This window comes from Geitlerinema calcuttense NRMC-F 0142 (assembly GCF_030285425.1).
In genome coordinates, this window is record NZ_JASVEJ010000012.1 from 32,571 (window position 1) to 45,001 (window position 12,431).

General features: G+C 50.1%; 8 protein-coding genes and 1 tRNA gene. 8 read left to right on the forward strand and 1 reads right to left on the reverse strand.

Annotated elements, in window-relative coordinates:
* Nucleotides 1-363: 363 nt before the first annotated feature.
* From QQ055_RS03215 to QQ055_RS03255, 8 genes are all read left to right on the forward strand, one after another.
* On the forward strand, nucleotides 364-6,900 hold the full coding sequence (locus QQ055_RS03215) for an Ig-like domain-containing protein (protein ID WP_286004226.1): 6,537 nt from the start codon (nucleotides 364-366) through the stop codon (nucleotides 6,898-6,900).
* Between the two features lie 7 nt (nucleotides 6,901-6,907).
* Nucleotides 6,908-7,474, forward strand: a complete 567-nt coding sequence (locus tag QQ055_RS03225; RefSeq protein WP_432805994.1) for a calcium-binding protein — start codon at nucleotides 6,908-6,910, stop codon at nucleotides 7,472-7,474.
* 524 nt (nucleotides 7,475-7,998) lie between these two features.
* The gene (locus QQ055_RS03230) at nucleotides 7,999-9,297 is read left to right on the forward strand and encodes a glycosyltransferase family 4 protein (protein ID WP_286004228.1); all 1,299 of its coding nucleotides are present in this window, start codon (nucleotides 7,999-8,001) and stop codon (nucleotides 9,295-9,297) included.
* A 109-nt stretch (nucleotides 9,298-9,406) separates the two neighbouring features.
* Complete coding sequence (gene yqeK / locus QQ055_RS03235) at nucleotides 9,407-10,033, forward strand: bis(5'-nucleosyl)-tetraphosphatase (symmetrical) YqeK (protein ID WP_069969241.1); 627 nt, start codon at nucleotides 9,407-9,409, stop codon at nucleotides 10,031-10,033.
* Between the two features lie 65 nt (nucleotides 10,034-10,098).
* Nucleotides 10,099-10,539 (forward strand): ribosome silencing factor, encoded by a 441-nt coding sequence (gene rsfS, locus QQ055_RS03240; protein ID WP_069969242.1) that lies wholly within the window; start codon nucleotides 10,099-10,101, stop codon nucleotides 10,537-10,539.
* 12 nt (nucleotides 10,540-10,551) lie between these two features.
* Nucleotides 10,552-11,055 (forward strand): CGLD27 family protein, encoded by a 504-nt coding sequence (locus QQ055_RS03245; protein WP_069969243.1) that lies wholly within the window; start codon nucleotides 10,552-10,554, stop codon nucleotides 11,053-11,055.
* A gap of 41 nt (nucleotides 11,056-11,096) precedes the next feature.
* Nucleotides 11,097-12,050 carry an asparaginase gene (locus tag QQ055_RS03250; RefSeq protein WP_069969244.1) on the forward strand — a complete coding sequence of 318 codons (954 nt, stop codon included), beginning with the start codon at nucleotides 11,097-11,099 and terminating at the stop codon, nucleotides 12,048-12,050.
* Between the two features lie 80 nt (nucleotides 12,051-12,130).
* A tRNA-Met gene (locus QQ055_RS03255) sits at nucleotides 12,131-12,207 on the forward strand.
* 14 nt (nucleotides 12,208-12,221) lie between these two features.
* On the opposite strand, the gene QQ055_RS03260 is transcribed toward QQ055_RS03255, so the two are convergent.
* Nucleotides 12,222-12,431: hypothetical protein (locus QQ055_RS03260; RefSeq protein WP_286004229.1), on the reverse strand; the 210-nt coding region annotated here is incomplete at its 5' end.

Below are 12,431 nucleotides of genomic sequence, written 5' to 3' on the forward strand. Positions count from 1 at the left end.
TCCGCAGATGGGTCTATCGTCAACTATCCCCTCAGCCGGAATAGAATACCCAACAGCGTTCTATTAAAGTTTGTATTAATAATGACTTGACAGCGACTCAATTCAATAAGATTTACCCTTTTATACAAAAAATTCAGTTTTTTCTGGGCATTTACAGGCAGTTAATGTTAAGAAAGATGGGAAAATAGGGCATCCTAAGCCAGGGGTGCAACGTTTTTACTTTATCAAGGGTCGCATGAACAGCGATTGAATCCTTGCAGACACCACCAGCGAGTAACCGTTTCGGGGTGATGCAAACCAAGGATGCGATCGCCTTACATGCATGATGTCTCCATTTCGTGTATCTGCCAGATCGTCAAACGTATGTCACACAATCTTTTCGCTTCAACCCAAAATCGGGAAATTTCTGCATCTCTCGTCCTATCTCGCTGCACCCCTAGCAACCTCAAACAAAAGCCCGCTTCAGAATCCAATCCAATCCAACTTCACCAAATTCTCTTCATCGATGAAAGCATTGCAGACTACAAAATTCTGGCTGAAGGCGCTTTACCTGGCATAGAAGTCATTATCCTCAATCCCGCTCAAAATGCCATTGAGCAAATTACGCAACTTTTAGCACAACGCCAACGCATCGATAGCCTGCACCTCGTTACCCACGGAAAGCCTGCCAGCCTAGATTTCAGTACGGGGAGCTTAAATCAAACCACCTTACCCCATTACGCCCCTCAACTCAAAAAATGGGCTGCATCGCTCGCCCCCCAAGCCGAAATTTTACTGTACGGCTGTAACGTGGCCCAGGGTGAAACCGGAGAAACCTTCGTTCGCCACCTCAGCCAACTCACAGGCGCAACAATTGCCGCCGCAAAAACCCCCGTTGGCAACTCCAACCTAGGAGGCACCTGGAATTTAGCCTATCAAACTCGCAATATTAATACAGCTCTACCCTTTAATACTTGCGTCCTACAAACCTACCCCGGTATTCTTCCTACCCTAGATTGGTCTGTTTTAAACTGGCCTAGTGCGGGTGCGCTTTCTGCATCCTATACCAACGTTGGTGGCAGCGGCATCAATATTAATATGAATGTGGAGTTAAACCAGGGAACTACCCTAGTTGCTTTACCGGGTCAAACCGTTACTCCTAATGATTTTTCCTTTTTTAACGCAGGTTATCCAACGGCACCCCAAGCCTTACACTTTCAACTTCAGTCCCCACAAAATGTTAAACCTGAGCGGGGAATGGTACTAACGGTAACATTCAATCAGCCCGTTTTTGATGTTAATTTCCAGATTTATGACATAGATATTGATACCACCCAAAACCCACCCCTTTGGCAGGATGAAGTTGTAGTTACTGGCTTCAATGGGGCAACAACTGTTAATCCCCTGTTTCTTCCGTCAGCTAATCGCTCCTACGAAATTAACGGGAATGTTATTACAGGTACTGGAAACTCTCCTAACCAGCCAGGAGGTCCTAATAATGTCGCCTTAGTAGATACAGCCAGAGGTAATCTGACCGTTTGGTTTGAGACGCCTGTCAGTAGCTTTGAAATTATTTTCCGTGAAGGACCTACTTCTCGTCCCAACCCAGATCCTCATGGAATTGCACTCCTAAGTAATGTTGTTTTTAACAACACAGTTAGACTCATTCCTGAAGAGATTTCAGATGTAGAAGGCGATACGGGGACAAAATTCTACACCTATACAGCACAACTTACCGACGTTAGTTATATCCCCGTTACTGTTGAGTATACGACGAATGATGGAACAGCAACGGTTACAGATGGCGATTTTATTCCCAATAATGGCACCTTAACCTTTGCCCCTCGTGGGGTTAACAATCCCACTGGGGAAATGGAAAAACCGATTGTTGTTCAAGTTGTTGGCGACACTCGCGTTGAACCAGATGAAAATTTTACGGTCAGATTGAATAGTTCTCAAGGAGCAGCAATTGACCCAACAGCGAGGGAAGCACTGGGAATTATTATTGATGATGATAATAATCCGCCGATCGCAACAGATATTTTAACGAATTCAACGCCGAATAATACGGCGATCGCAATTCCTACCCTCACCGCCACTGAGAACGATCCGGGAGATAGCATTGCCAATTTCACTATCACTCAAATTCCCCTCCCCACTGAAGGGACATTGCTCCTGAATGGTCAACCCGTTACCAACGGTCAGATATTGACCCCAGCTCAAGCCGCTCAACTGACTTTTCAACCCAATTCCAATTTTGAAGGCAACGCTACCTTCAGATTTCTAGCAACAGACACTTTGGGTGACGCAGATTCCAACATTGCAACCGTCACCATTCCTGTGACGGCAATCCCCAATCAGCCTCCCAATGCCACTAATTTAGCCGCCCCATCTACGCCAAACAATACACCCGTCACAGTTCCAACCTTAAGCGCTACCGATCCTGATAACGATCCGATCGCCAGTTTCACAATTACAGCAATTCCTCCAGCTAATCAAGGAACGCTGTTACTCAACGGACAACCCGTTAGTCCCAATCAGGTCTTAACGCCTGCTGAAGCGGCTCAATTGACCTTCCAACCCGATCCTAACTTTGTTGGGGATGCAACTTTTAGCTACACTGCCACAGATAGCCGTGGGGCAGTCGATCCCACGCCTGCAACCGTTACCCTCCCCGTTACCCAAGCAAATCGCCCTCCCCAAGCAAGCGATGATGGAGCCGCTACCGAGCCAGATACCCCTGTTACGATTGATGTTCTGGCAAATGACTCCGACCCAGATAACAATCTTAATCCAGCGTCCGTAAGGATTCCCCAAGGGGGAGAACCCGCGAATGGTACAGTCACCATCAATCCAGTAACAGGAGCAATTACTTATACGCCAAACCCTGGTTTTACTGAGGGAACAGATACCTTTACCTACCAAGTTTGCGATACGGGAAACCCAGCGCTGTGCGATACCGCCACAGTGACAATTATCGTCCCCATTCCGGCCAACCAACCGCCAGTTGCTGACAGTAAAACAGCCGATCCTGTTGCTAATAATGCGATCGCGCCTATACCTCCCCTCAGTGCCACCGATCCCGATGGCGACCCCATTGCGAGTTTTACCATTACTGGATTTCCACCCCCTAACCAGGGAACGTTACTGCTTAATGGTATCCCAGTAGACACCAGCCAACCCCTGAACCTCACCCCAGCTCAAGCAGCTCAACTCACCTTTCAACCTGCTCCTGGATTCGTGGGAGATGCCACCTTTAGCTATACCGCAACCGACAATCGCGGTGCTACCGATCCAACCCCTGCAACAATTAGAATTCCCGTTACAGCAGCAGCGAACCAGCCACCCGACACCAACCCAGCCACCAACACCCTAGCACCCAACACCACTACTGCTTTAACTCAATTGGGGGGAACTGACCCCGACGGTACCGTTCAACGGTTTCGGATTACCTCGTTACCCGACCCAACCCAAGGTCAACTGCTGTTCAACGGACAACCTGTAACCCTCGATCAAGAAATCCCGGCTGACCAAATTGGTAACTTGCAGTTCCAATCGACTCCAGGGTTTACAGGAGCCACCTTTAACTATGCAGCAATTGATAACCAAGGTGCTGTAGACCCGACTCCCGCACAAGTGACCCTCAACCCGGCGGCGATTAACCAACCGCCTCAAACTGATAACATTACTGCACCGAGTACGCCGAACAATACTCCAGTTGCCCTTCCCCCATTGACTGGAAGCGATCCTGACCCTGGCGATCGCGTCGATCGCTTTATCATCAGTACCGTACCCCCTAGCGAGCAAGGAACCCTATTACTCAACGGCAATCCAGTTACCCCAGGTCAGTCTCTCACACCCGAACAAGCCAGCCAGCTAACTTTTGTTCCCAATCCGAACTTTACGGGGAATGTAACCTTTAGCTATGCAGCAGTCGATACTCTAGGGGCAGTAAGCCCCCAACCTGGAAACGTTACCATTCCTGTATCAGCCGCAAATCGTCCCCCCGATACGACTCCCGTCACCGAAACGATCGCGCCTAACACGACAGGCCCCATTCCCGGACTCGGTGGCAACGATCCCGATGCAGGCGACGCAGTAAACCGTTTTCGGATTACTTCTCTACCCGATCCTACGCAGGGAACCTTACTATTTAACGGTCAACCTGTAACCGTCGGTCAAGAAATACCCGCGAACCAGATTGGTAATTTACAGTTTCAATCCACTCCCGGATTTAGCGGTACGGGATTTACCTACGCAGCCATCGATAATCAAGGCGTTGTCGATCCCACTCCGGCTCCTGTCACCTTGAGTCCGGCTAATCTGCCACCTAATACCTTAGATGCAGCCCGGAATATTCCGCCCAACAGCAGCACGCCGATTACTGGATTAGGGGGAACCGATGAAGATGGCACGGTAAACCAATTTCGGATTACTTCGCTTCCGACGCCAGAGCAAGGAACCTTGCTGCTCAACGGTCAGCCGGTGACAGTCGGGCAAAATATTCCAGCAAATCAAATCAATAACCTGGTTTTCCAATCCACGCCCGGATTTACAGGAACCACTTTTACCTACGCAGCCATTGACAATAATGGGGCAATCGATCCGCTGCCAGCGACGGTTACTTTAGGAACAATTCCCAATCAGCCGCCAGTAGTCGAGAATCTCAATAATCCCGTACTTCCAGGCAGTACGGTTCCAGTTCCCAGGTTATCGGGGAGCGATCCGGATGGAGAGGTAGAGTTTTATCGGATTGATACCCTACCGCCTGCCAATCAGGGAATTTTGTACTTAGGCAATCCCAATAACGGAGGAACGCCCGTCACGCCGGGACAACAATTGACTCCAGAACAAGCCAATCAGTTGTTCTTCCAATCGACGGGTAACTTTACGGGGGCAAACTTCACCTACAGCGCGCTGGATAATGACGGAAAACCCTCGCCGAATCCTGCAACGGTTGCTTTAACGCCGCCCGCGATCGCCAATCGACCTCCACGGGCAGACAATGCAGCGAACCCCATTGCACCTAATAGTGCTATTGCCTTACTCCCCCTCTCTGCCAACGATCCAGATGGTTCGATTCAGTTTTACACGATTACCAATCTTCCCCCCCAAAACCAAGGGATTTTATACTTGGGCGATCCGAATAACGGGGGAACGCCGGTCACAGCGGGACAGCAACTGACTCCCCAACAAGCCAGTCAGTTATTCTTCCAATCGACGGGTAACTTTACCGGGGCAAACTTTACCTTCAGCGCCACCGATAATCGCGGGGCAACTACTCCAGCGAATGGAACGGTTTCATTAACGCCTTCCCCAGCTATCAACCAGCCCCCCGTTGCCAATAATGTTAATGTGTCTGCCCTTCCCGGTTCGCTCATCCCGGTAACGGGTTTATTGGCGACCGATCCGGATGGTGAAGTTGATTTTTACCGAATTGATACTTTACCGCCTGCTGCCCAAGGAACCTTATTCCTACGAGATCCGCTCACCAACCAGTTAGTCCCCGTCCAAGCGGGTCAACAGATTAACCCAGAAGATCGCGATCGCCTCTTTTTCCAAGCCGCAGGCAACTTTACCGGAACTAACTTTACCTATAGTGCCGTAGACGATCGCGGCGAAAGCACCCCTGCTCGCGCCACAGTCGCGCTGATTTCGCCAGAAGTGAATCAGCCGCCGATTGTCCGAAATGTCAATACGCCCGTTGTTCCCGGTCAAGTCCTGCCCATTTCTGGAATGTTTGGTCAAGACCCGGATGGCAGTATTGCTTTCTATACCATTGAGACTTTACCGCCCCCAGAGCAGGGGATTTTGTACCTGGGCGATCCAGGACAAGGGGGAGTTCCCATTACCCTCGGTCAACAACTTACACCCGCTCAAATTAATCAACTGTTTTTCCGACCGACCGGGCAGTTTACAGGAGCCAGTTTTACCTACAGGGCAACGGATAATGAAGGATTAGTAGCCCCGGCAGCAGGAACGGTATCCCTGTTGGGAGGTATTTTGCCGCCACCCATTGCCCCTCCCACTCCAACGCCGCGTCCGATTCCCGATCTTGGGGGCGAACCCCAACCGACTCCTCCGCCAGCGCCTCCGGGGGTTCCCACTCCTCCAATTTCGCCAACGCCTCCACCTGTTTCCGAGCAGCCCAAGAAAGATTGCGATTGCAAATGTGTTCCCCAATCCGACGATCCTCCGTTTGTCGCACCACCGGCTCGTCCGAGTCCGACAACGCTATATATTGCTCATGTTGGAGGCGAAGGGAATGACACGATTAATTTCCCCGAAGTGGCTAATAATGAGATTTTTGGCAATTTGGGCAATGATTCGCTGTTGGGGAATCAAGGCGATGACACGATTTATGGCGGCAAAGGCAACGATACGATTCATGGTGGCAAACATAACGATTTGCTGTTTGGTCATATCGGGGATGATTCGCTGTTAGGCAACCAGGATAACGATACGCTGTTTGGCGATTTGGGGAATGATTGGTTGCATGGCGGTAAAGGGAATGATTGGTTGTTTGGGGGTAAAGGCAACGATACTCTGTTAGGCGATCGCGATAATGATGTTGTTCGCGGCCATCAGGGCGACGACTCCCTATTGGGCAACCAAGGCGACGATACCTTATATGGCGATCGCGGTAACGATATCATTCACGGTGGCAAGAATAATGACCTAATTTTTGGCGGAAAAGGCAACGACACCTTATCCGGCGACCAAGGCAGCGATACCGTTTACGGTCATTTGGGTGATGATTCAATCTTAGGCAACCAGGGGAACGATACCCTATTTGGCGATCGCGGTAACGATACCATCTACGGCGGTAAAGGCGATGACCTGATCTACGGCGGTAAAGATAACGATACCCTCAGCGGCGATCGAAGATTGCGATACCGTTTACGGTCAACTGGGCGATGACTCAATCCTGGGCAACCAAGGCGATGATATTCTCTTTGGCGGTCAGGGGAATGACATCATCTTTGGGGGCAAAGACAACGACATCATCTTTGGCGGCAAAGATAACGATACCCTCTTTGGCGACCAAGGCAGCGATACCCTTTACGGCGACAGGGGCGATGATTCCCTGATGGGGAATGATGGCAATGACTTCCTCTACGGCGTGACCGGAAATAACGTGCTGTGGGGAGGTAAAGGTAACGATTGGCTGCAAGGAGGCGATGGCAACGATACCCTAATTGGCGATCGCGGTCAAGATACCCTGATTGGCGGGGGTGGGAGCGATTGGTTTATCCTCCGCACGCCTATGAGTAGCAAGACTTTAGAAAATAGCGATCGCATCCTCGATTTTCAAGTCAATTTAGACTGGATTGGGTTAACAGACGGCTTAACCTCCACCAACCTAGTGCTAGAAGGACTTGCAAACGGTACAGCGATCCGCATTTCCCAATCCAACACTTACCTGGCTGTCGTTGATAACGTGCGACCCGATCAACTCAGTGGTCGGTTCATGAGCGTGGAAATCAGCTTCTAGAGGCTCGAAAAGTCCCCTCAATTTTTAAAGTCTTCCCGCTTTCAACCGAGGGCGGGTTTTTCTTGGAATCAGGCTAAATCCCACATCGAGCAAGCCTTCTGGCCATCTTTCCGGTTGCGAAGGGCAATCATGAAGTTGCTATGATTTCTTTACTATGAGGGTACAGTATATCTAGCCTCAACCTGTTTGTCTCCACAGGCTGTCGCTCAAACGTTCGCTTTTCTAGGTGCAATCGGTGAAGAACCTAGCCGGATCGAAAGAAAATGGTCTGTATTTTGAAAAGAAGGGAATATCGATCTTGCTGTTTACACGAAATGCTAAGGTATCCGCCTACCCACCGAACTCCCCGTTGTAGATTATTCTCTACCGAGACCCAAAAGAGTTGGCCCATACCTGCAATTCCCTGGTTGAGTCATAATCGTTTTGGGAACCTTAAGAATGGAAATTCGTTCTTCATGACTCCTCTAACTTGCGCCTTTGCCTGGTGATTGAATGCCATCTTTACCCAACTTACCGAAGCGATTATGCGTATTTTGATTTATTCGTACAACTACTATCCAGAACCAATCGGCATCGCTCCTTTAATGACCGAATTGGCAGAGAATTTGGTAAGGCGAGGGCACCAAGTCAGAGTTGTTACCGGAATGCCGAATTATCCTCAACGACAAATTTACGAGGAATATCAAGGCAAATTTTATCTGACTGAAGAAAGAAATCACGTCACGATTCAGCGCAGTTATGTTCGCGTTCGCGGGCCGCATCCCACCCTGCTCGATCGTTTTTTACTTGATGGCAGTTTCGTCTGTTCCAGTTTTCTGCAAGCGTATCGCGGCTGGCGGCCGGATGTGGTTTTCGTTACCGTTCCTCCCCTTCCCGTGTGCGTTCCTGTGGCGCTGTTTGGTTGGTTGCGAGGATGTCCGATTGTTCTGAACGTTCAAGATATTGTTTCAGAAGCAGCCGTACGCGTGAAGCTGCTCAAAAAAGGGAGTTGGCTGAGTTGGGCGGTTGATGCTCTCGAACGGTTTGCCTACAAAACTTCTAGTAAAGTCAGCGTGATTGCCGAGGGGTTTAAAGATAAATTAATCTCTCAGGGCGTATCGCCTGACAAAATTGTCTGCATTCCGAATTGGGTGGATACAAACTTTATCAAGCCCCTGCCTCAAGAAAATAATTCTTTTCGGCAAAAGCATCATCTTGAGGGCAAGTTTGTTGTTCTTTACTCCGGCAATATTGCTTTAACTCAAGGGTTACAAACGGTCATTAAAGCTGCCGCAAGTTTGCGCGAGTATCAAGATATTGTGTTTGTGATTGTGGGAGAAGAGATTGCGTTACGAGGATTAGAGCAAGATTGCCATAACTTAAAAGCGACCAATGTCTTGCTCTTGCCGTTCCAACCTCGCGCTCAGTTACCGGAAATGCTTGCCGCTGCTGATGTGGGGTTAGTCGTGCAAAAGCACCGCGTCACGTCGTTTAATATGCCCTCTAAAATTCCGTTACTCTTGGCTAGCGGACGCGCCATTATTGCATCAGTACCTTTAGATGGAACCGCCGCGCGAGGCATTCGAGAAAGTGGTGGTGGCGTAATTGTGCCGCCGGAAGATCCGCAAGCCCTTGCCGATCAGGTGTTAGCGCTTTATCGCGATCGCCAAAAGGTGAAGCACTTAGGCGAACAAGGTCGGCGCTACGCTTTAGAGCATTATTCCTTAGAACAAGCCCTCAATCAATACGAAAACTTGTTTATGAGTTTAACCAAGCGTCGCCAACCTCAGATGCAGCCGCTTCCGGAATTGGGTCGCGAGCTTCCGGGAGATTCTTCGCGCTGAAAATTGCGAGCGGGGCGATCGCATCTGAAGCAGATAGGGGCGCGTAAGCTAAGATCGAAATCATCGGCTAGTCCCGATCAAAGCGATACTTAGGAGTTTGCCTCTGTCAATGCGCGACTGCCCCAATGGTTCTTTACGCGAAGCCGTCCTGGTGTGGTTGGCTCAAAACGTGCCCGACTCTCGAATTCAACATATTTTGAGAGTCGAGCAAATGTCGATTGAACTCGCTCGCCACCATGATTTAGACCCCTCTAAGGCAGCTCAAGCTGGGCTTTTACACGATCTGGCCAAATACTTTAAACCGCAACGGTTATTGCAGATCGCTCAAGCGGCCGAGATCGCGATCGATCCGGTCGATCGTCTCCATCCCCATCTCTTACATGCAGAGGTGGGTGCTGTCGTTGCCACCCAAGAATTCGGGGTTGACGATCCAGAGGTGATCGAGGCGATCGCCAATCATACCTTGGGTCGTCCCGGCATGAGTCCTTTAAGCTGCGTTGTCTTTCTCGCAGATACCCTAGAACCCGGTCGGGGAAATACCCCAGAATTAGAGCAGTTGCGACACGCCAGCCAGCAAAACTTGACCCAAGCGGTCTGGCTAACCTGCGATTATTCCATTCGCTATTTACTGGAAACGCGCCGTTCTATCCATCCGCGCACCCTTTTAACGCGCAATTGGTTTTTACAACAGGCTGGCAGACCCGCTTCTGGCCGGTCAGATTCCCTTTCAGCTTAACGCGATTCCAGCTACGGATCGCCTAAGTTTTCCGCTTTAACTGTCCTTTTAAAAGATACCTTTGCATGTCTGATTACTCTCCTATTCCGATTTCTTCTTCCTCTGTTGCCCCGACAGAGATCCAACAACCCGACAGCCTTAGCTTAGAAGAGAGCAAGCGATTAGCCTTAACAATTGCTGAAGCCGCCGACGATCGCAAAGGCTCGGATATTATTCTACTGAACGTGTCGGAAGTTTCCTACCTGGCAGATTACTTTGTCTTGGTTACGGGATTTTCTAACGTTCAGGTGCGGGCGATCGCGCGTTCCATTGAAGATAAAGTCGAAGAAGATTGGCAGCGCTACCCCTTGCGAACCGAGGGAAAAGCCGAAGGCAGTTGGATTTTGCATGACTATGGCGAAGTCATCGTTCACATCTTTATGCCCCAGGAACGTCAGTTCTATAATTTAGAAGCCTTCTGGGGTCACGCAGAACGGATTGAATATACCAGCCTTGCCAACTCATAAGCGATCGCGATCATGATGGAGTCTTCGGTTTCCGCTTGCCCCGTTCCATCGGAACAACAGCCCCTCAATGAGTACAAAACCCTCAGCGAATCTTGGTTTTTTAGCTGGGGAACCCTCGGTTTGAAACGCTATCTCGCCAAACTCACCTGTATCTGGAGTTTCAGTTGGCTGATTTCCGGGCCAGTTGCAGCCGCAAGCTTTCCCATTGCCAAGCATCCGGTTTCCTTTTTCCTGTGGGGAACCCTTGGGGCTAACATCTTGCTGACCTTAGTGTTATTGCAGCTTTACTTAGGATGGGCTTACGTGAGCGATCGCCTCAATCGCCCTGCGATCTGTTATGAAGAATCCGGCTGGTATGATGGACAAATCTGGACAAAAACCCCTGAAGTTCTCGTGCAAGATCGCTTAATTGCGACCTATCAAATTCAACCCATCCTTAAACGTTTGCGGTGGACATTTGCTGGGCTAGCCGGTAGTTTTTGCTTCGGGGGTTTAGTTTGGTATTGCTTGCCCTAAACTGAAACCATTTATTTAGCTCAACACCATTAGTAATTAATATGACGAGGGGAAAACGCACTCAAGCAGCAGAGTTAGAAGTCAGGCTGCTCCGAGAAGGAATTATTGAATCCATTCACCACGTTGAAGCGGTCGTTTGTGACGATCGCGGGCGCGTTCTGTCTGTTGCGGGAAGTGCTGAAACAGCAACCTTTGCTCGTTCCTCCCTCAAACCCTTTCAGGCTCTTGCCGTTACCAAAACGGGGGTTTTAGAGCGCTACGATTTAAGCGATCGCGACTTAGCGATTATTTGCAGTTCCCATCAAGGCACCACCGAACACGCCCGCCAAGTGTTTAACGTGCTGTGGCGTTGCGACATCGATCCCACCGCCCTGCAATGTCCCGTCCCTGAAGGCGGACATAGCCGCTTGCAACATAACTGTTCGGGCAAGCACGCCGGAATGCTCGCCGTTTGTCAGCAATGCAATTGGCCCACCGAAAGTTACCTGCGGCGCAAGCACCCCGTTCAACAACTGATCTTAAGTAAAATTGCCGAATTGTTGAAAATGCCGGGGGAAGAATTCATCAGCGCCCGCGACGACTGCGGCGCGCCCACCTACGTGATGCAACTCGGTCAAATTGCCTCCCTCTACGCGCAACTGGCTTCTGGCGAAAATTTAGATATGGAACGCGTTGTCCGCGCCATGAGCCACCACCCCCACCTCGTAGCAGGGGAGGGTGCCTTTGACACCGAGTTGATGCGCCTGAGTAGTGGCGAGTTAGTCAGTAAAGGTGGTGCAGAAGGCGTTCAAGCCATTAGCCGCGTCGGGGAAGGAATGGGATTAGCGATTAAAGCCCTAGATGGCTCCAAACGCGCCAAGCACGCCGTCGCGATTCATTTACTCAAGCAGATGGGTTGGATCGCCCCGGCGGTTGCAGAATCCCTCTCAGAAACCTATATGACTCTAGATCGCTACAAGCGCTTAGAGGTCATCGGCGAATTGTCCTTGCTGTAAGCATTTCGGGCTTTTTTCAAAAAAAGTGAGTTTTAGGGGTTGCACTTTTTAGGAACTTGGGTTTATACTAGAAAAGCCGACGCGGGGTAGAGCAGTCTGGTAGCTCGTCGGGCTCATAACCCGAAGGTCAGTGGTTCAAATCCGCTCCCCGCCACCAAATTCCGATAGCACTTAGCCCCGTAGCCTTTTAGGTTGCGGGGTTTTGGCATAGGGGAAGAAGAGGGAGTTGGGGGAAGAAGAGGATGGGGAGATGAGGAGGTGGGGGATGGGGGCAGAAGGGAATTGGGAGTTGGGAGTTAGGAGTTGGGGGAAGAAGAGATAGGAAAACTTGGTAACGATTAACTCAGGCAACTGTCTTCCTACTAGGAACTCGGAACTTTG

What these genes read in the sequence shown, in the direction of transcription:
- QQ055_RS03215 (WP_286004226.1), top strand. Translation starts at nt 364, where the DNA reads ATGTCACACAATCTTTTCGCTTCAACCCAAAATCGGGAAATTTCTGCA.
- QQ055_RS03230 (WP_286004228.1), top strand. Translation starts at nt 7,999, where the DNA reads ATGCGTATTTTGATTTATTCGTACAACTACTATCCAGAACCAATCGGC.
- yqeK (WP_069969241.1), top strand. Translation starts at nt 9,407, where the DNA reads ATGCGCGACTGCCCCAATGGTTCTTTACGCGAAGCCGTCCTGGTGTGG.
- rsfS (WP_069969242.1), top strand. Translation starts at nt 10,099, where the DNA reads ATGTCTGATTACTCTCCTATTCCGATTTCTTCTTCCTCTGTTGCCCCG.
- QQ055_RS03245 (WP_069969243.1), top strand. Translation starts at nt 10,552, where the DNA reads ATGATGGAGTCTTCGGTTTCCGCTTGCCCCGTTCCATCGGAACAACAG.
- QQ055_RS03250 (WP_069969244.1), top strand. Translation starts at nt 11,097, where the DNA reads ATGACGAGGGGAAAACGCACTCAAGCAGCAGAGTTAGAAGTCAGGCTG.